This window comes from Paenibacillus sp. UMB7766-LJ446 (assembly GCF_030226665.1).
Lineage (GTDB): Bacteria > Bacillota > Bacilli > Paenibacillales > Paenibacillaceae > Paenibacillus > Paenibacillus vandeheii.
In genome coordinates this window covers 141,650-162,288 of sequence record NZ_JASOYM010000007.1, presented here as the reverse complement: position 1 = coordinate 162,288, position 20,639 = coordinate 141,650, and the positions used below count along the sequence as shown (strand labels likewise).

The 20,639-nt window shown below is 48.7% G+C and carries 18 protein-coding genes; all 18 read left to right on the top strand.

The genetic code is table 11. The features are described from left to right. The first annotated feature begins 21 nt into the window (after positions 1-21). The 18 genes from QP794_RS18550 to QP794_RS18465 all read left to right on the top strand — a co-directional run bounded on the left by QP794_RS18550 (position 22) and on the right by QP794_RS18465 (position 20,476). A complete protein-coding gene (locus tag QP794_RS18550) occupies positions 22-1,578 on the top strand; it encodes a glycosyltransferase family 2 protein (RefSeq protein WP_285078435.1) in 1,557 nt (518 codons plus the stop codon). 316 nt (positions 1,579-1,894) lie between these two features. Beyond that, positions 1,895-2,170 carry a glutaredoxin family protein gene (locus tag QP794_RS18545; RefSeq protein WP_024632598.1) on the top strand — a complete coding sequence of 92 codons (276 nt, stop codon included), beginning with the start codon at positions 1,895-1,897 and terminating at the stop codon, positions 2,168-2,170. 306 nt (positions 2,171-2,476) lie between these two features. Beyond that, positions 2,477-3,817, top strand: coding sequence for an LLM class flavin-dependent oxidoreductase (locus QP794_RS18540; RefSeq protein ID WP_285078434.1), 1,341 nt, complete (start codon positions 2,477-2,479; stop codon positions 3,815-3,817). Between the two features lie 60 nt (positions 3,818-3,877). Beyond that, positions 3,878-5,518, top strand: a complete 1,641-nt coding sequence (locus tag QP794_RS18535) for an ABC transporter substrate-binding protein (protein WP_285078433.1) — start codon at positions 3,878-3,880, stop codon at positions 5,516-5,518. Positions 5,519-5,560: 42 nt separating this feature from the next. Then, the gene (locus tag QP794_RS18530; protein ID WP_285078432.1) at positions 5,561-6,493 is read left to right on the top strand and encodes an ABC transporter permease; all 933 of its coding nucleotides are present in this window, start codon (positions 5,561-5,563) and stop codon (positions 6,491-6,493) included. Between the two features lie 63 nt (positions 6,494-6,556). Continuing rightward, positions 6,557-7,474 carry an ABC transporter permease gene (locus tag QP794_RS18525; protein WP_285078431.1) on the top strand — a complete coding sequence of 306 codons (918 nt, stop codon included), beginning with the start codon at positions 6,557-6,559 and terminating at the stop codon, positions 7,472-7,474. Positions 7,475-7,498: 24 nt separating this feature from the next. Then, entirely contained in the window at positions 7,499-8,047 is a 549-nt protein-coding gene (gene ssuE / locus QP794_RS18520) for an NADPH-dependent FMN reductase (protein WP_285078525.1), read from the top strand. Positions 8,048-8,177: 130 nt separating this feature from the next. Continuing rightward, positions 8,178-9,050 carry a LysR family transcriptional regulator gene (locus QP794_RS18515; protein ID WP_285078430.1) on the top strand — a complete coding sequence of 291 codons (873 nt, stop codon included), beginning with the start codon at positions 8,178-8,180 and terminating at the stop codon, positions 9,048-9,050. 68 nt (positions 9,051-9,118) lie between these two features. Beyond that, a complete protein-coding gene (locus QP794_RS18510) occupies positions 9,119-10,180 on the top strand; it encodes an LLM class flavin-dependent oxidoreductase (protein WP_285078429.1) in 1,062 nt (353 codons plus the stop codon). 211 nt (positions 10,181-10,391) lie between these two features. After that, positions 10,392-11,507 (top strand): amidohydrolase, encoded by a 1,116-nt coding sequence (locus QP794_RS18505; protein WP_285078524.1) that lies wholly within the window; start codon positions 10,392-10,394, stop codon positions 11,505-11,507. Between the two features lie 494 nt (positions 11,508-12,001). Then, on the top strand, positions 12,002-13,582 hold the full coding sequence (gene nikA, locus QP794_RS18500) for a nickel ABC transporter substrate-binding protein (protein ID WP_285078428.1): 1,581 nt from the start codon (positions 12,002-12,004) through the stop codon (positions 13,580-13,582). A 116-nt stretch (positions 13,583-13,698) separates the two neighbouring features. After that, entirely contained in the window at positions 13,699-14,628 is a 930-nt protein-coding gene (gene opp1B, locus QP794_RS18495; RefSeq protein ID WP_024632588.1) for a nickel/cobalt ABC transporter permease, read from the top strand. Position 14,629: 1 nt separating this feature from the next. Further along, positions 14,630-15,514: a nickel/cobalt ABC transporter permease gene (gene opp1C, locus QP794_RS18490; protein WP_285078427.1), complete on the top strand. Its 885-nt coding sequence runs from the start codon at positions 14,630-14,632 to the stop codon at positions 15,512-15,514. After that, complete coding sequence (locus QP794_RS18485; protein ID WP_285078426.1) at positions 15,477-16,289, top strand: ABC transporter ATP-binding protein; 813 nt, start codon at positions 15,477-15,479, stop codon at positions 16,287-16,289. Before opp1C ends, QP794_RS18485 begins: the two co-directional genes overlap by 38 nt. Next, positions 16,289-17,050 (top strand): ABC transporter ATP-binding protein, encoded by a 762-nt coding sequence (locus QP794_RS18480; protein WP_285078425.1) that lies wholly within the window; start codon positions 16,289-16,291, stop codon positions 17,048-17,050. The genes QP794_RS18485 and QP794_RS18480 overlap by 1 nt, the downstream gene beginning before the upstream one ends. 434 nt (positions 17,051-17,484) lie before the next feature. Then, positions 17,485-18,321: a histidine racemase CntK family protein gene (locus tag QP794_RS18475; protein WP_285078424.1), complete on the top strand. Its 837-nt coding sequence runs from the start codon at positions 17,485-17,487 to the stop codon at positions 18,319-18,321. Between the two features lie 27 nt (positions 18,322-18,348). After that, a complete protein-coding gene (locus QP794_RS18470; RefSeq protein WP_285078423.1) occupies positions 18,349-19,143 on the top strand; it encodes a methyltransferase domain-containing protein in 795 nt (264 codons plus the stop codon). 31 nt (positions 19,144-19,174) lie between these two features. Then, positions 19,175-20,476: an opine metallophore biosynthesis dehydrogenase gene (locus QP794_RS18465; RefSeq protein ID WP_285078422.1), complete on the top strand. Its 1,302-nt coding sequence runs from the start codon at positions 19,175-19,177 to the stop codon at positions 20,474-20,476. The last annotated feature ends 163 nt before the right edge of the window (positions 20,477-20,639 follow it).

Here is a 20,639-nt window from a genome sequence, read left to right as displayed (position 1 = left end):
AGGGGAAATGGAGGAAGCAACATGAGCACATCAGGCAGACGTTCAGAGCAGCGGAAAGCAGCGTCATCTGAAACCGTTGTTTTGCACTCAGCTCGAAGTCGTAGTGGAAGGAAAACCAGACGTCAAGGCTCAGGCAAACGGGCAGCCAAGAACGCAAAACTGTATAAGCAGGGCTACCGTAGAGGCTATGATGAGGGCGTGAGGCAGGGAGAAAGCTCATTCGGGCTGGTATTCGAAGGGGTAAGCATTATTATTCCGACGTACAACCAGCGCGAATATGTCCTGCAATGTGTGTCCAGTATTGAAAAGCATACACCTGCGCCTTATGAAATTATTGTTGTGGATAACGCGTCCAAAGATGGCACGGCGGAAGCCATGCTTCGCAAAGGTGGCATGGTAAGGGTCGCTGCACTGGATAAGAATCGCGGTTTTGCCGGCGGTGTCAATCATGGACTGATGATGGCGAGAGGCCGACACATTGTCGTGCTGAACAATGATTCGCTGGTCACTCCAGGCTGGCTGGATAACATGATGTCCTGTCTTAACAGTCATCCCGAGATGGGGGTCGTGGGCCCGGTTACCAATTACATTGGTGGAGATCAGCAGATCGAAGTCCCGTACACAGATGTGGAGGAGATGTGGTCTTTTGCAGCGAAGCATAATCGTCCGGATGCCGGTAAGCATCGGGAGACCGATAGGCTGGTCGGATTCTGCTGGCTGTTCTCTCGGGAATTGCTGGAGCGGGTAGGTTATCTCGATGAAGGCTACGCTGTGGGTAATTTTGAAGATGACGACTGGATCATCCGGGCGAGGTTGGCGGGATACAGGCTGGCGGTAGCCGGGGATGCCTTCATACATCACTACGGAAGTGTAAGCATGAAGGCGCTGGAAGAACAGGATTATGTAGCGGTGAATAAGGATAACGAACAGTTTTACACTCGAAAATGGGGAGATCCCCATACACTCGTTGCCGAAACTTCACGGCTCTCGCTGCATTCGAAGGTGTCGACCGGTCAGGAGAGCACGACACCCCTTGGTAAGACGGACTCCTCTGACCTGCGACAGCGCATTTCCACCAAGGGCAGCAGCGACGTAATGCATAAGCTGAGACGCAGCACGGACTTTTACCCGGAGGGCTGTTTCATCACGGATATCAAGGGCGATGTTTACCGACTGATGCATAGACAGCGACGCAAGCTGAACATTCCCGTTCCACGCGGCATTTCTCCCGTTCTGGTTGCCAAACCGGACCTGCTCGGCTTACCTGCAGGTGAGCCACTGGTATCTGGGGGTGAGGTACAGGGCTGGCCCTTTGCAAGAAGCCATGTTCATGCTCAACCGGTTGAAGGCAACCGCGATGCGCTGGAGGAAGGCATGATTATTGCCGCAACGAATGAGCGAGATGTGTGGTATCAGATGAGTGGCAATAAACGCAGGAGGTTTGTAACCCCTTATGCTGCGGAACGATGGGGCGTGCAATCCGGGCATGTCGTTCATGTATCTGCAAACCAACTGCGTTCAATCGAAGAAGGCTGGCCCATCATTGCTTCTCCCCAGCTCTTGAACGAAGATTTGTAATGACGGGGTCCGGCAGCCTTGTATATCGGTTCGACAGCATGATGCGGCATGTGATGTACAGCGTATCGTTACGCTATACATCCTTTCCGCATCCGAACTTTACATAAATTACGAATTATGAAATGTAACGACTTTTTTCAAATTTAAAATTTAATCTTTCTATCCTCTTATAGGTTTATTCTATTGGCAGATCCATTGACGCTTGAAGAGGTGAGGAGTACATTTATAGCCATAATTCTTATTTAACAGATAGGAATTAATGGTCTGGGTGGTGATCCATCCTGATCTGACAATGAATCAATCAGGAGGTATGCCGATGTCTTCTACATCGAAAAAAGTAGTGCTTTGGAGCAAAACAGGCTGTCATTTCTGCGGGGAGGTCAAGGCATTTCTAACGGCCCGCAACCAGCCTTTCGAGAACATCGAAGTGCAAGGCAATGATGTGTTAAGGGATGTGCTTGAAGCCAAATATGGCATTCGCCATGTACCTGTCATTGAAGTGGGTGGAGACGGCAAGTATGAAGCATTGCTGGAGCCCGATCTGGAGAAACTGGCGGAACTTCTCGCCCAGCCCGATGAAGCAGTAGTCTGACCGGACGTGGCGGAACTTTTGATAAAGCAGTTTCCGGCTGCTGGCTGCTGAAGGCTGTCATTTCAGTTTGCAGCAGTCGGGACTTTTAAGGCATCATATCCTCATATTCAGATATCCAATCCTTATATAGAAAAGTTCTATAAGTAACGCTGTTGACCGATGTGCGGGGCAGTGATAAGCTTTGTGAAATTAAAACTGACCAAACTCATAGGAATAGTTAACTTTTGTTTTTCATTCGTAATCCATATCAGATCGGACTTAAGAAAATTTCTTGATATATCCTAATCCAAGGAAGGCGGAATAGTTATGACGGCTCAGCGCAGTTTGAAATTTGGAGCGATTGTCCACGGTGTAGGAGGCAGCATGACGACTTGGAGACACCCGGAGATTCAGCCGGATGCCAGTGTGAACTTTGAGTTTTACAAACGACAGACGTTGAAAGCGGAGGAAGGCAAATTCGATCTCGTTTTTATCGCTGACGGTCTTTATATTACCGAGAAATCCATACCTCACTTCTTGAATCGATTTGAGCCCATCAGTTTATTGTCCGCCCTGGCCGCGATTACGTCACGGATTGGTCTGGTTGGAACACTGTCCACCTCCTATAGTGATCCATTCACAGTCGCTAGACAGTTCGGTTCTCTTGATCTGATCAGTAATGGCCGCGCCGGTTGGAACGTCGTTACTTCCCCGCTTGAAGGTTCAGCCAAAAACTACAGTAAAAGCAACCATCCAACCCACCCGGAGCGTTACCGGATTGCAACGGAATATTTGCAGGTAACCAAAGGCCTGTGGGATTCGTGGGAAGACGATGCCTTTGTAAGAGACAAAGAGAGCGGTGTTTTCTTCGATCCATCCAAGCTGCACACACTCAATCATGAAGGAGAGTTCTTCTCCGTACAGGGCCCCCTTAACATTGCCCGTTCACGGCAGGGGCAGCCGGTCATTTTTCAGGCAGGTTCTTCGGAAGATGGCAAGACTCTTGCTGCCAAGGAAGCGGATGCTGTCTTCACGGGACATGATTCAATCGAGGATGCACAGGCCTTCTACAAGGATGTCAAAACCCGTGCAGCTGCTTATGGACGTTCCGCACAGGATATTGTCATTTTGCCAGGAATTAATCCGATCATTGGACGGACAGAAGAGGAAGCGGAACAGAAATATCAGGAAATTGCCAGCCTGGTCACCATCGATAAAGCACTGGACTATCTGGGACGTTTCTTCGAGCATCATGACTTCTCCCAATATCCGTTGGATGAGCCATTCCCTGAGCTGAATGGCATTGGCAGCAACAGCTTCCGCAGCGGTACCGACAAAATCAAGCGGGATGCCAAAGAGCAGGGATTGACGCTGCGCAAAGTAGCCCTGCGAGCTGCAACACCGAAGAGCAAATTCCTCGGAACACCGGAGCAGGTGGCTGACCAGATTCAGGAATGGTTTGAAGCGGAAGCGGCAGATGGATTCATTATTCATTCCGAACTGCCGAGTGGATTGTCCGATTTTGTAGAGCTCGTTGTTCCGATTCTGCAAGAGCGTGGCATCTATCGCACCGAATACGAGCATGACACATTGCGTGGCAATCTCGGGGTGCCAATTCCGGTGAATCGTTACACGGCTGCCCGGGAGCAAGTCGGAACCGAGGCGTAAATTAGTAAATCAATATTTCAACGAATCAATGACACCTGTATACACAGAGGGGGAAGCTATATGAACAGGTCTATCTCATGGATGAAATATATGGCATTGGCGGCAGTAGTGGTGCTGGTATTATCCGGTTGCGGAGCGGCAAGTAACTCGAACAGTACAGTCCAGGCTTCCGGTGGGGAGCAGTCGGGGCAAGCAGAAGGTGGGAACCTGACCTACGCACTCGCCACATCTCCGGATACGCTGGACCCGCATCGAAGTGGCCTTGCCGTAACCGTACGTGCGATCCGGACGATCTATGACAATCTGGTGGTCCAGCTGCCGGATGGTTCCATTAAACCTTGGCTCGCCAAGGAGTGGAGTGTATCGGAGGATGGCAAAAGTTATACGTTCAAGCTACGTGAAGATGTGAAGTTCCATGATGGCACACCATTTAACGCGGAAGCCGTGAAGTTTAATCTGGATCGGGTGATCGATCCGGCCACCAAAGCCGCCAATTCCCTTGCCCTGATCAGACCGTATTGCTCCTCGGAGGTCATTGATGAATATACCATCAAGGTGAATCTGGAACAGCCTTCGCAAGCCTTTCTCGGCAACTTGAGTCAGGCTCTGCTAGGGATTGTGTCTCCTGCAGCTGCCAAGAAATACGGTGACCAACTGGGCAAAAATCCGGTAGGGACCGGTCCGTATACCTTCGTGAAATGGGATGAAAATGCGGATATCGTTGTCGCCAAGAACAAGGACTACAACTGGGCTCCGGAAACCGTTGAAAATGAAGGTGCCCCTCATTTGGATACGATTACGTTCAAAATTGTACCGGAAGAAGCAACGCGCATTGGCAGTGTACAGAGTAGGCAGGTACTTGCCGCCGAGACCGTTCCGCCGCAAAATATTGCTGCATTGAAGAACGATCCGAACCAGCAATTGCTGCAAGCGAATACCGTTGGTTTGCCGTATACCCTCTTCTTCAATCTGCGCAAAGCACCTTGGGATGATGTGAAAGTCAGACAGGCGGTGCAATCTGCGGTAGATGTGGAATCCATCGTGAAGACATTGTATCTGGGCAATTACGAACGAGCGTGGTCTGCACTGTCTCCAGGAATTCTCGGTTACGATGCCTCCCTGGAAGGAAGTATCCATCCGGATATTAACAAGGCCAATCAGCTGCTTGATGAGCAAGGCTGGGTCAAGGGAGCAGATGGCATTCGTGAAAAAGATAGTAAGAAGCTGACCCTGCATTATGTGGACGGTTCGCCGAACCGGGAGAAGCGTAACGACATTGCTGCGATTATTCAGCAGCAGCTCAAGCAGGTGGGTATAGCTGTTGAAGTGGAAATTACGAAGGACATTGCTACGGTCGTCTATCAGAACTGGGATTATGATCTCTACGGCAACAGCCAGGTCAACTCTGATCCGAATGCACTTTACGCTTTCTATCATACGAGTGCAGAAGGTGAACGTCCGACGCTTTCCGGCTTATCCGATCCGAAGATCGATAAGCTGCTGGAACAAGGAGCGGTGGAGACTGATCCCGATAAACGGGTGGATATCTATAATCAGATTCAGCAGTATCTGATCGATCAGGCTGTTGTTCTGCCGATCTATGTGTTCCCTTATACGGTGGCTGCTTCCAAATCGGTGCAGGGCATCAAGTTTGATTCACTAGGTTATCCGCTCTTTAACGATGTTCGGATTCAGCCCTAACACGTACCATCAATGATGTAGACAGGAAGGAGACGACCCGGTATGGTTCAAACGATACTGACAAGACTTGCTACATCGCTTCTGGTTATTTTTGGAGCTTCGGTGCTGGTGTACTGCATCATGTATCTGCTGCCGGGTGATCCGGTCCTGCTCATGCTGGACCCGTCATCGGCAACACCCGAGATGATTGAGAACCTGCGGGTTCAGCTTGGTCTGGATCAGCCGTTTTACATTCAGTTTGCCAACTATTTCGGAGACATGCTGCGTGGGGATTTCGGCAAATCCATGATCAATTCCGACCCGGTTCTGCCCAAAATACTGGAGCATTTCCCTGCCACACTGGCGCTGACCGCGCTCAGCTCAATCATAGCGATAACCATCGGCATTACGCTCGGTGTACTGTCTGCCATTCATCGTAATGGCGTGATTGATTTCATCGCCCGCCTCGTTGGATTGTTCGGCATCTCCATGCCAACCTTCTGGACCGGCATTCTGTTGATTTTGTTATTCTCGGTCCAGCTCGGCTGGTTCCCGGCGATGGGTTCCGACGGATTCAGTTCATTGGTGCTGCCTGCTGCAACACTGGGCCTCGTCGGTGCGGGTTTCATCGTACGAATGGTGCGTAACAGCATGCTGGAAGTGGTGAACGAACCGTTTATCGTAGCATTGCGAGCGAAAGGTCTTTCACAGCGAGCTATTATGTACGGTCATGCGCTGCGTAATGCGCTGATTCCTGCGGTAACGGTCATCGGCATGTTGATTGGTGATCTGCTTGCCGGAACCGTCGTGGTGGAAACAGTCTTTTCCAGACAGGGCATCGGCAGAATCATTGCGGATGCATTGATGGCCAAAGACCTGCCTGTCGTGCAGGGCGTAGTCTTTTTCACAGCGATGATCTATGTCGTGTTGAATTTACTGGTGGATATCTCTTATGCGTACATTGATCCCAGAGTTAGGCGTGCAGTCCGAACGTAATGAACGTGATGGCGGATGGAACAGTCTGAAACATTTGGACGCGAGTGAGGAAGGAGGAGTCTTATGAGCATGAAACCATTGGTGAGTGACAAAAAAGGTTGGACCGGCAGAACAGGGCGTTTACGCCTGTGGAGTCGCCGTCCCCTGCGTCACCGCGTCTCATTCGCGGTATCCCGTTTATTCTTTTATGCAGCGGTGCTGGTTGTGGTATTTACCGTCACTTGTGCAATTGTGCCGGGCTGGATTGCCCCCTATGATCCTACTCAGATGATGACGGATGCCATTCTGCAGGCTCCCTCTGCTGCGCACCTGTTTGGAACCGATTATTTTGGCAGGGATATCTTCAGTGTAGTTGTGTATGGGAGCAGGGATTCACTGCTGATTGGATTTGCCTCGGTGCTGGTGGGTGGTCTTGTGGGCAGTGCCCTTGGCATTATTGCCGGCTATGCAGGAGGGGTTTTGGACACCATCACCATGCGGGCCGTCGATATTCTGATGGCTGTTCCAGGCGTGTTACTGGCATTGTCCGTCGCTGCAGCACTGGGACCTGGACTGCTAAACATTGCACTGGCTGTTGCGGTATCCTCCATTCCGGGGTATGCACGGGTGATGCGTGGGCAGGTCATGTCCGTTAAAGGTTTGCCTTTTATTACAGCTACACGTTCACTTGGGGGCTCCAATGCCCGTATTTTCTGGAAACATGTACTGCCTCATTCGTTGTCACCATTGCTGGTTATGGCGACGCTCGGCGTGGGCACCTCTATTCTGACAGGCTCCGGGCTCAGTTTTCTCGGACTTGGCGTGTTGAAAGAGATTCCGGATTGGGGAGCGCTGCTCTCGCAAGGAAGAGGTTATCTGACGGTTGCCTGGTGGATCTGTACGTTCCCGGGACTCGCAATTACCATGTTTGTACTGGCGGTTAATCTGATTGGAGACGATATTCGCGATCGGCTTGACCCCAAAATAAAAGGAGCGGCTTGACCGCTATTCCAAGGAGGAATCATGATGTCACATGTCGTTATTATTGCCGGAGCGCCTTCCAAACGTTCACGTCTGACAGGCCTTACGGAGTACAGCAGCAATAAATTAAGAGAGGCGGGCATTACCGTTGAGGTGATTCATGTGGCTGACCTGCCAGCGGAGGATCTGGTGCAGGCCAAGTTTGATAGCTCATTCATTCGCGATGCACTCGCTGTTGTTGAAGCCTCGGATGCAGTCATCGTGGCAACGCCAGTATACAAGGCATCGTACTCAGGCGTGCTGAAGCTGTTCCTGGATCTGATTCCACAGGAAGGGCTGCGGGGCAAGCTGACTCTTCCATTGGTCATCGGCGGCTCAATCGCCCATCTGCTCGCTATCGATTATGCATTGAAGCCTGTTCTGGCAGCACTTGGCGGCAGACATATTCTCGGCGGAGTATATGCGGTTGATCAGGGAATTGATCGACTGGATGACGGAAAATATGTGCTTTCAGCAGACATCACGACACGATTGGATCGTTCCCTGGAAGAATTGATATTGACTCTGGAAAAGAATGGGATTACGATATCCTAAAACCAAGTAAATTCATTGGATAAATAGATATAGAAATTGAACTATACATTTACACAAGAACGTAAAGGACAGAAAAAACCGTAAATATTCTTTGTTCAATTTGTATATAAACTGGATTCGGGGGGCGCTTATGAATATTGAGAACATTGAAGCATTTGTATATATCAATCATTACGGAAGCTTCAATAAGGCTGCCGAGGTACTCTTTTTGTCCCAACCTTCTGTCACCGCTCGTATTCAGTCCCTTGAACGTGAACTCGGCTGCAAATTGTTTGACCGTCTGGGTAAACAGATTGTGCTCACGGAAGAAGGGAGAAAATTCCTTCCCTACGCCCAGCAGGTGCTGCAAGTGATTCAGAAGGGCAGACAGAAGATCCAGCAACGCCGTACGACGCCCGATGCACTAAGACTCGGCAGTACGGTATCCGTATCCAACTATGTCATTCCAGACTTTCTGCCCAAAATCAAGGAAGCTTATCCTGAGGTCAGTATAAAGCTGACGACAGCAACGACAGACCAATTGGTCGCCAAGCTGCTCAGTCAGGAGATTGATCTGGCGTTTGTACGCAAGGTCATGCACCCGGCGATCCGTACGGTTGCCTTTTATGAAGACCCCATTCAGCTTTACGTTTACAAAGGGCATCCATTTATAGAACGTGGGCATGTCAGTATGGAAGCCATCCGGAATGAACGACTCGTCTTTTTCGAATGTGGGTCACTGGACTGGCTGCGCATTCACCGGGCCTTTGACTCGCTGGAACATCCGCCGGATATTACATATCATGTCGATCATTCGGAAACGGCGAAGAAACTGGTTATGCAGGGGGCAGGCATTGCATTTCTGCCTGGGTTAACGGTGCAGAAGGAAGTACGGGAGCGGGAACTGTTTCCCATTCAGGTGCACGAGGTTGCAGGTGTATCGCTGCAGATCAGCGTCGTTACGTTAAAAGAAGAACATTCGCCTTTTGCAGAGCCTTTCGGGGAGCTGCTGCGGCAGCTATAGAGCGTCGTTTAAGGAAGCAGGATGGATTTAATAAGTCAGGCTCGGTATGATCGAAGGAGGAGAATGTGATGGGTATTCGTGTTGGCATATTGGATCAAACTCCGATCTACGAAGGGGAGACGCCGATTGATGCGTTTCGGCATACGATTGAATTGGTACAGCGGGCAGAACAGCTTGGCTTTCATCGTTTCTGGGTATCGGAACATCATGATTCAGGCCATGTCGCAGGCTCCTCACCGGAAGTGCTCATTTCCCATTTGCTGGCACATACGGAGCGGATTCGTCTCGGTTCTGGCGGGGTAATGCTCCAACATTATAGTCCTTACAAAGTGGCCGAGAACTTCAATGTGCTCTCTGCGCTTGGCCCGGGGAGAATCGATCTTGGTATTGGACGTGCACCAGGGGGATTGCCTCGCTCCACACAGGCACTACAGCAAGGAATTCAGGAGGCCGCTTCCCTAAAAGATAAAATCAATCAGGTTAAGCAGTTCATTCATAATGAACCGCATGAAGACGAAACACATCCTTTGGCAGGCTTGAGCGCTGCACCGGTATCCGCAATCCCGGCCGAGCTTTACGTGCTTGGGGCAAGTGTAGATAGCGCAGGCATGGCGGCAGCACTGGGACTGCCGTATGTATTTTCATTGTTTATTAATAGCAATACGGAGGTCGCTCAGGAGGCTTTGCGTACTTATCGGGAACAATTCGACCACTCACATGGGCGGGAGCCTTATGCCATCCTCGCTATCTCATTAATTGTGGCGGAGAGTGCGGAAGAAGCCGAAGGACTGGCAAGTGAACATATGCTGGTCAAGATCCATCTGGAGAATGGCAATGCATTAACCGTTGGTTCCGTAGAACAGGCGGAAGAATTCGGGCGGCAATCGAACGAGAAATATCGGATCGAGATTTTGGAGCCAAGTGTGACGAGAGGTACAAAGGAAACGGTCGGTCAGGCACTGGCGAAGTTTCAGCAGGATTTTGCCGTGGATGAACTGATGGTTACCACAGCCACACGTGATTTTGCCAAGCGTATTCGTTCATTTGAATTGTTGCGTGAGGCACTGGATGAGCAGGGACTGGGCGAATTCGCAACTGAATCGACACCTGCGCAAGCGGTGATTAGTTAGGCATAACTATGGTAGAGAGCATACTTGCTGAACGAAGTGACCCGTGTATTATATTCATCCATCTTACATGGCACATACGATGATAAAAGGAGGCAATGTCGTGAGCAATGATCTGAAACAGCCTGAGAAACAGGCAGCGCAAGCAGAACAGAGCCGCAAGCATGAACTTTACGTTGGGCAGGATGAAGAATTCGCAGAGCACTTAACCGCGATTCGGCGACATTTGCATCGTAACCCCGAGCTATCCGGAGAGGAACGCGAAACGACAGAAGCCATTCGGGGCTGGCTGGTTAAGGAAGGCGTGCGGATTGCTGATGAATACTCGCTGCGAACAGGCCTAATCGCTGAAATTGGGCAGGATGATGGCCCGGTAGTGGCATTGCGCGCAGATATTGATGCCCTGCCGATCCAGGAAGAAACGAAGCTGGAGTATGCTTCGCAAGTGGCGGGTCGGATGCATGCCTGCGGTCATGATGCGCACACCGCCATTCTGATCGGTGCTGCACGATTGTTGAAACAGCGGGAGTCGCGGCTGCCGGGAAAGGTTCGTTTGATTTTCCAGCCCTCGGAGGAGAAAGCGACGGGGGCACGGCAGGTGATTCAGAGCGGAGCGCTATCTGAAGTGCGGGCTGTTTTTGGTTTGCATAACAAACCGGATCTGCAGGTTGGTACGGTAGGTATCCGTGAAGGGGCGCTGCTCGCAGCGGCAGATGGTTTTGTGGTTAAAGTGGAGGGTGTCGGAACTCATGCGGCAGTGCCGGAAGCGGGCATTGACCCGATTGTGGTTGCATCTCATATTGTGACTGCATTACAGGCCATCGTGAGTCGTAATGTCGGAGCACAGGAGAGCGCTGTAATTAGTGTGACCAAAATTAACAGTGGCACCGCCTGGAACGTCATTCCCGAAGAAGCCATCTTGGACGGCACCGTGCGTACCTTTGACGAGAAGGTGCGTGCCCGGATTCGTGAGCGCTTCAACCAGGTGGTTGCCGGTGTTGCAGCAGCCTACGGGACACGCGCTACGGTGCGCTGGATTCAGGGACCACCTGCCGTGGTCAATGATGCGTCATTGGCTGCTGCGGCTGAGCAGGTGGCAGGTGAAATTGGTCTGAACAGTATCCGACCGATACCATCTCCGGCGGGCGAAGATTTTTCCTTTTACCAAAAGGAGGTCCCGGGTCTGTTCCTCTTCCTCGGAACGTCAGGTCCGCATGAGTGGCATCATCCTGCATTCGATGTGGACGAACGAGCGCTGCCGCTAGGTGCACATCTTTTGGCAGCGCTGGCTGAAAAGGCACTGCAAAAGTTGCAGTTGAACGGAGGATAACCGATGACAGCAATCGGACGGTTGTTCTGTTATTGGAGTGGCAGTGTAAGTAGTTTTAACTTATACAATATAGTCGCGAATGGACGCAAAAAACGGTGACCTCAATCAGGTGACCGTTTTTTGCTATTTCCGTATTTTTAATTTAGTAGTTGTAGTTCTTCACATTGTATGCTACGATTCTAATCGTAATTATTACTATTATAATTCGTAATCATTACATTTATATAAGATATTACTAAAATCACTTTATAAGATGAACTGAACAATTTACACAAGAACGAAGAGAGCGGGATCAATCAGAAGAAGCGAAGCGTTCGCCTTTATCACCGGATTTTTCCCTTTGGAGAAGGGAATCAAAAAAAATCTGGGGATAACAGCGATCAGAAGATGATTCTGCACTCGGAGTGGCCAAGTGTAATGTTTATGGTTTCAACTTATCTACTTCACGAGGGAAAAGGAAGGGAATCATGCATACATCACGCAAGGTTTACACATTGGCTTTATTAATTTCGCTCCTGCTAGTATTATCCGCTTGCTCCGGGACAGAAGCAGGAACGGCGCAACAAAACACGAAAGCTTCCAACGACGAATTGGTCTTTGCCAGCACCAAGGATATCCGAGATATTAATCCCCATCTATACGCGGGAGAGATGCCGGCACAGAATATGGTATTTGAATCCCTTGTGATCAATACGCCGGAAGGCATTAAGCCTGCACTCGCAGAGAAGTGGGATATATCAGAAGATGGCACCACATATACATTTTATCTACATAAGGATGTTCAGTTTTCGGATGGAGAACCGTTTAATGCCGAAGCCGTGAAGCTGAATATCGATGCAGTTCTGGAAAATGTCGAGAAGAACTCATGGCTGAATCTGGTCGCCGAGATCAAGGAGACGAAAGTGATCGATGACGCCACGTTCCAGATTGTACTGAAACACCCGTATTACCCGACATTGGAGGAATTGGGGTTAACTCGTCCGTTTCGCTTCATCTCACCAAAAAGCTTTGTTGACGGTACAACTGCGAATGGAGTCAGCAGCTATGCCGGAACAGGGCCATACATTTTAACGGAGCACAAGCAGGACCAGTACGCGACATTTACGGTCAATGAAAATTACTGGGGAGACAAACCGCAGATCCAAATGATTAAGTGGAAAGTCATGCCTGACCATCAAACGATTCTGCTTGCCCTGGAAAAGGGAGAAGTAGACCTGTTATTCGGTTCGGACGGTGATATGGTGGACAATGAATCGTTCAAAGTGTTGACGGATCAAGGGAAATACAGCACGGTCATCAGTCATCCGGTTGGCTCACGTGCGATCGTTCTTAATACCAACCGCTCAGCAACTCAGGAGCCCCAAGTGCGTGAAGCGCTGATGTATGCCATTAATAAACAAATCATCGCGGAAGGCATACTGAACGGTACGGAACAAGTAGCAGATACGTTGCTCTCCACTTCGGTTCCGTACGCTGATGTGGGCCTTGAAGGCGTGCAATATGACATGAACAAAGCAAGCGATCTGCTTACGGCGGCTGGCTGGGTTGCGGGCTCGGATGGCTATCGGTACAAGGATGGGAACAAGCTTGAACTAACGATCTATTACAACTCGGATAATGCACAGGAGCGGACCATTAGTGAATCGATGCAAAACGATCTGAAGCAGGTCGGCGTAGCGTTGAACATTGTTGGCGAGGAAAAGCAGGCTTATCTGGATCGTCAGAAAACGGGTGAATTTGATCTGATGTACTCCCTCTCCTGGGGATTGCCGTATGATCCGCAAACGTATGTCTCTTCCTGGAGGGTGCCATCCCACGCCGATTATCAAGCCCAATTGGGGCTGGAGAAAAAAGAGTGGCTGGATCACACGATTACGGACCTGATGGTCGAGCAGAATGAGGAACAGCGCCAAAACATGTACAAAGAGGTTCTAACGTATATTCATCATGAAAATGTATATATTCCACTGACCTATTCGGTTACCAAAGCCGTTCATATCAAGGCGCTTCAGGGTGTGGGCTTTAACGTTTCCCAATACGAAATTCCGTTTGAGAAGATGTACTTCGAAGAGTAATCAGGAATTTTTAAAATTCATTAGGAAAGTCAGGAAGCCTCGCTCATCCTCTTCCATTTGCGAAGTTGTGAAGCGAGGTTTCCTTATATATGGATGAAGTAGAGAGGAGGATCACCTTGGGCAGGTACGTCATAAAACGAATATTAGCCATTATTCCCGTGCTGATCGGTATTTCATTTTTAGCATTTATTCTGATCCATTTGCGAACCAGTGATCCGGCTGAAGTGGCGCTGCGGGTGAATCAAGTTACGCCGACACCGGAAATGGTGGATGCCATGAGGGAAACACTAGGTTTGGATAAACCGTTTCTGACCCGTTACGTGGACTGGATTAGCAGCAGCATTCAGGGGGATTTCGGCATTAGTTATGTCAACCAACAATCGGTTGGAGAGCAGATTGCACGAGCCCTTCCAGCCACATTAAAGCTATCGGCTGTTGCCCTCGTTATCATTCTGACGATAAGTATTCTGATTGGTGTGCTCAGTGCCATTTATGAAAATAGGTTAGTGGATCGTTTGATGCGTGCATTGGTCTTTATTGGCACAGCCATGCCGAGTTTCTGGATTGGCATTCTGCTGATGTGGTTATTTGCCGTCAAGCTGAATTGGTTCCCCACGAGTGGCATGGAGCAGGCAAGTTCAGTTATCCTGCCGGCAGTAACGCTGTCCCTGGTATTCATCTCTACCTACGTCAGGCTGATCCGCAACAATATGGTGCAAAACAAAACCGAAAACTACGTGTTATACGCTCGTGTCAGAGGATTGAAGGAACGGACGATTATCTGGAAAGTATTCCGTAATTCCCTTCAATTATCGATTACGGCGCTGGGGATGTCGATCCCGAAGTTAATCGCGGGTACGGTCATTGTGGAAAATATTTATGCATGGCCAGGCATTGGGCGTTTGTGCGTCACCGCGATTTTTAATTCGGATTTTCCGATTATTCAAGCCTATATTCTGATTATGGGTGTGATGTTTGTCGTCTGTAATCTACTCGTGGATCTTCTGAATTCAGCTCTGGATCCCCGGATAAGAAGGGAGGGGTAACATGATGTTCTGGAAGCGCCTGGTGTCCGATAAAATGGCAGTGTTATGCATGATTACGATCGCACTTGTGGTCGTCGCTGGTGTTGGTGCACCCTGGTTCGCACCGCATGATCCCACGAGTTTAGACATTATGAACAAATATGCAGGGATCAGTCTGGAGTATCCATTGGGTACAGATCAACTCGGCCGCTGTAATCTGTCACGTCTTCTTTATGGCATTCGTACAACGATCCTGTTTGCAGTAATTACAACCGCGATTACAATTACGATCGGAACCCTGCTGGGGATCATATCGGGTTATTTTCGCGGCAAGGTGGATGAAGTCATTATGCGAATCTGTGATATGATGCTCTCCTTTCCAGCAGAAGTGATGATTCTGGCGATTGTCGGCATTCTCGGTCCAGGCCTGCTAAATGTCGTCGTCGCCAATATTATCGCCAAATGGGCATGGTACACCCGGATGATTCGTACAACAGTTATTCAATACACGGACAAGAACTATATTCGTTTTGCCAAAGTCTCGGGATGCGGGACGGGTCATATTATGAGAAAACATGTGCTGCCTGGCGTTTCAGGCGAAGTCGCTGTCTTTGCGACTCTGGATACGGGCTGGGTCATCCTCAATATATCGGCGTTGTCCTTCCTTGGTCTGGGTGTACAGGCCCCTACGCCGGAGTGGGGTATGATGCTGAATGATGCAAAAAATGTAATGATTACACATCCAACGCAAATGCTTGCGCCTGGATTGGCGATTTTGCTGGTCGTGGCTGCGTTCAACTTTTTGGGAGACAGCCTGCACGCGGCGATGAATCCGAAAAGTTATATGCATAAGAAGGGAGGCCGGTTGAATGTCTTTGTTAGAAGTAAAAAATCTGTCCATCACTGATTCCAGAACCGGTCTGCCCATTGTGCAAAATCTAAGCTTTGCGTTGCAGACCAATACCTGCCTGGGCATTGTGGGCGAGAGTGGCAGCGGCAAGTCCTTATCCACCAAAGCCATTCTGGGATTGACCTCTCCCTGGCTTGAAATTAGTGGAACAGCCCTTTACCAGGGGAAGGATCTATTACAGCAAACCGGGGAAGAGCTTCGAAAGATCCGCGGTCAGCGTATTTGCATGATTTTACAGGATGCAATGACGGCGTTTAACCCGCTCGAACCGATTGGGAAACAAATGATGGAGACCTTTCGAGAGAACCTTCGAATCTCCAAAAAAGAAGCCAGACAACTGGCGTCGGATGCTTTGCATCGTGTTCATATTCTTCAGCCTGAGCAGGTGCTGCAAAAGTATCCGCATCAACTATCAGGGGGCATGCTGCAAAGAGTAATGATCTCCATTGCCATGATGCTGGAACCTGATATAATCATCGCCGATGAGCCGACAACCGCACTGGATTCCATTAACCAGCGTGCGATTGTTGAGCAATTCAAGCAGCTTCGCGAAACGATGGGTATGTCCATCATTTTCATATCGCATGATTTGGGTGTCGTGCAGTATTTGGCGGATGATCTTATCGTTATGCGGGATGGGGAATGCGTCGAGCAAGGAAAGGCGAATGATGTATTTTCGAATCCTCAGCATGAATTTACACAGTTTCTGATCCAGACCCGAATCAAGCTGTCCGAGCCTTTTCAGGCTTCCATGGAAGCAGGTGTGCAGTAATGCTGGTCGAAGTGAATCATCTGTCCAAAAGCTATCCCAAATCGGGTGGTTTCTTTCGGAAAGAGACAACAGAAATTCTGAAAGATATTCATTTTGAGATCCGTGAAGGTGAATGCCTGGGTCTGATTGGTGAGAGTGGAAGTGGGAAAAGCACGTTAAGCCGCCTGATTCTTGGATTGGAGAAACCAACACAAGGTGAAGTTCGGATTGAGGGGATGGCCGTTTCCCAATGGATGAAGAAGAATAAAGGGAAAATAAGCGTTGTTTTTCAGGATTATACGTCTTCAGTCAATGGCAAATTCATCGTGCGGGATATCATAGCTGAACCCTTGGTTGCACTTGGTAATATTGTGGATCTGGATGACCGGGTCAATGACCTGCTTGCGAAGGTGGGGCTTCCTCATGCGGTGATGCACAAGTATGCTCATGAACTGAGTGGCGGGCAATTACAGCGGGTGTGTATCGCCCGCGCAATCTCAACCCGCCCGAAATTTCTGGTGTTGGACGAAGCACTTAGTTCTTTGGATGTCTCCGTCCAGGCGCAAATCCTGGAGTTGCTGCGCACTTTGCAGCATGAAATGAACATGACCTATCTCTTTGTAGCACATGATCTTCAGGCTGTGGCGAATCTGTGTGACCGGGTACTCTTTCTCTATCGGGGAACGATTGTGGAGGAGCTTGAACGAAATCGTCTCTCGGATGCTACCAATGATTATGCAAAAGCATTGCTGGCATCCGTTATGCCTTTTAGAAGTCGCTGATGAACCTCCAATTGTATACGTTTGGCTAAACAGGGTTGACGCAAATGCGTCAGCTCTGTTCCTGTTTGAACATAAAATGACAGTCGTGACGCTCTCTTTTTGATATGGAAATATTTGTTGACGCTCCCAAGTGGGATGTGCTATATTTTTCTCGACTGATAATCGTAATCATTACTATTAATATTATTTTATATAAATTAACTAAACATTTACACATGAACGTAGAGGACAGAAATAACCTGAAGAAGCGGCGCGTTCGCCTTTATCCCCGGATTTTTCCCTTTAAAAAGGGAATCCAAAAAAATCTGGGGATAACAGCGATCGGAAGGTTGTTCTGTCATCGGAGTGGCAAGTGTAAATATTCTTTAGTTCAATTTATATAGCAATGTGAACTCAGGCTTAATTCCATATCAAGAATAGGAGTAGCGGTTGCGATGAAACAGGAGATCGATTTTATCAAGTTCAATCCCACGCAAAATATGACGGTTCTGGTGAAAACGGATCATCCGGCTGAGACATATCCACACATTGCCGCCCAAATTATGTCCTATGACAATGTGTACGCTGAACAAGTGGGGTTCATTGGGGGAGCAAAAAAACAGGAGGCGGCTGCCCATTTGGAAATGGCCGGGGGAGAGTTCTGCGGGAATGCCTGCATGGCCTTGGCTGCGTACATCGCGTCCGAAGAAGAGCTGGAATCGTATGAGTTTACAGAAATCATGTTGGAAGTCTCGGGAACAGACCAATTAATCCGCTGTCAGGTGAAGAAACAGCAACAGAATGAGTATTTCTGTCAGGTAACGATGCCGGTCCCTCAGCAGATTGAACAGCGAACGATCAAGTATGAGGGAACAGACATGGATATGGTGATCGTGAGGTATCGGGAGTTCATTCATATCGTTATTGAAGTGGAAGCGTTTGATGAAGTGATGAGAAAGAGGGCACAAGCGCTGGCGCGATTACTCGGATTAACCTTGGGGGATAAGCTGATTGGCATTTTATTATACAACTCCCGATCCGAAGAACTGGCACCGCTCATCTTTGTCCCGCAGCTGGATAGTCTGATCTGGGAAAGGGGGTGCGGTTCAGGTACAGCCTCCGTGGGAGCCTATCTGGCATGGAGCAGGCAAGGGGAGATCGTTCAGCATATCAAGCAGCCCGGTGGTGCGATTAAAGTAATGGCTGAGTGGAATGGAGCAGAGCTTGAACGAATTACGATCGAAGGATCTGTTGGAATTGTAGCACAGGGCAAAGCATTTATAGATGCATGACCATGACAAGTTACAGGAGGAAAAGGAATGGAGACATTGATTGATTTTCAAGCATGCTTGAGTGAATTTTCCGGGAAATTCGATGAGTTGGCAGGCAGATATGATCATACGGTTCAGCATAGCTCCGAGCTGGAGGCTTTAATCGATGACTACTCCACGTTTATAACAGACAAGCAAAATGAACGAATCTGGGAACAGCTCGATCGTCAGGAATCTGGCAGCATGCATCAGCTTGTCCTTGATCTGAGAGACAAGTCTGCACGATGTGTGGCGATTATGGAGAAATATCGGGCATTGAAGCTGCAAGACGGAGATGTGGAAATCGCGGATTATTTCAGAAACATCGAAGAATGTATTGAAAAAGAGTTTGGCAGCTCTTATGTCACTTCGGATTCCAAAGTACTGCTGATCGGCTCCGGGGCATTTCCGATGACGCCTTTGTTTATCGCCAAGCGAACAGGAGCGAAGGTAGTCGGCATCGATATTGACGATGAAGCCATTACACTCGGGAAGCAGGTTGTGGAGAAGCTGGGTGCGGGCTTGAACATTCATTTGCAGCGGACATTAGTGCAGGACCTAGCTTTTACAAAAGAAGCCACGCATATCATTTTCAGTTCCACGGTTGCCAATAAATATGAGCTGCTGGATCAATTGCATGCATTGACGAATGAACATGTAGTGGTGGCCATGAGATACGGTAATCAGTTAAAGTCGTTGTTCAACTATCCGATGAGAGAGACTGACAGCAGCAAATGGAATATGATCGACAATATTCTGCGACCGGATGATGTGTTCGATATTGCGTTATACCAAAAAGCATAGCTCGGTTGAGCTTGTGAAAAGGGAGGCTTATATGAGCGGATTTCAGAAAATCTTGTTGCTTGGAACAGGTTCGGCATCCATTCAGCTGGCGGTAACGCTCAAAAAGCAATTCAGCTGCACCTTAGGCATCGTGGGAAGAGAATCGGTGCGTTCAGAATCTTTTTTTGAGGCCATTCGGCAAACGGACGGATTCATTGGGGCAAGCATTCAAAATGAAAAGCATCGACCGTTGGCGGGTGAATGCTTCATTGACCGGGTGTTTAGGGGATATGAGAGCATAGAAGGAGAATGGGATACACTTATTTTGGCCGTGACAACTGATGCTTACATCGATGTACTGAAACAAATGAATGACAACTTCATCAAACAAGTGAAATGCATTATTTTGGTCTCCCCCACCTTTGGTTCCAACCTGCTGGTAAAGCATTATGTGAGACAGCTACATGCGGACACGGAAGTTGTCAGCTTCTCTACCTATTTGGGGGACACCCGCTGGATGCACGACCAACCGTCCAATCATGTGATTACAACAGGCGTCAAGAAAAAGGTCTACATTGGTTCTACTTCAACACCTTCCGAACATGTGGACAGACTGTGCAAGATGTACGAGCAATTGGGCATTGTACTGGAAGTCATGCCATCTGCAATTGAGGCGGAAACGAGAAATATTTCTTTATATGTGCATCCGCCGCTGTTCATGAATGACTTTTCATTGGATGCCATTTTCGGAGCGTCAGACATTCGGAAATATGTATACAAAATCTATCCCGAAGGTCCGGTAACCCAATATTTGATTCGGGACATGCGGACGCAGTGGAACGAAATTATGACAATTACGGATCGACTTCGTATCCAGGGTGTCAATCTGCTGCAATTCATGACGGATGATAATTATCCGATACGATTAGGGAGTTTGTCGCGTCAGGATATCGATAATTTCAATCAATTGCAGGACCTTCATCAAGAGTATTTATTATACATACGATACACCTCGCTATTGATTGATCCCTTTTCGGAACCGAGTCCAGAGGGCAAGTATTTTGACTTTTCGGCCGTTCCTTTCAGGAAGATGTTCATCAATCAGGATGGAGCTTTGGACATTCCCAGAATGCCCAAGGAGGATTATTACCGTATCAAAATCATTCAGGGCATTGCGAGACATTTGCAGGTAAGCTGCCCAACCATTGATACATTTATTGCCACATATGAGGCGAAGATTCAAGAAGTCGCTCGCGCTCACCCCGAACAGAATCTATCGGATGCCTTTACCGTTCAATCCTTCGATGAAGACATTCGGATGATCTGCTTAGGACTGGCGAACAGCAAGGTTTAATTACATGTCAATCTATACAAGTGAACCTGAATTTTACATCATAACGGAGAGTGCAGAACCAATCTGAAGAAGCGAAGCGTGCGCCTTTATCCCCGGATTTTTCCTTTTATATAAGGGAATCAAAAAAAATCTGGGGATAAGAGCGATCGGAAGATGGTACTGC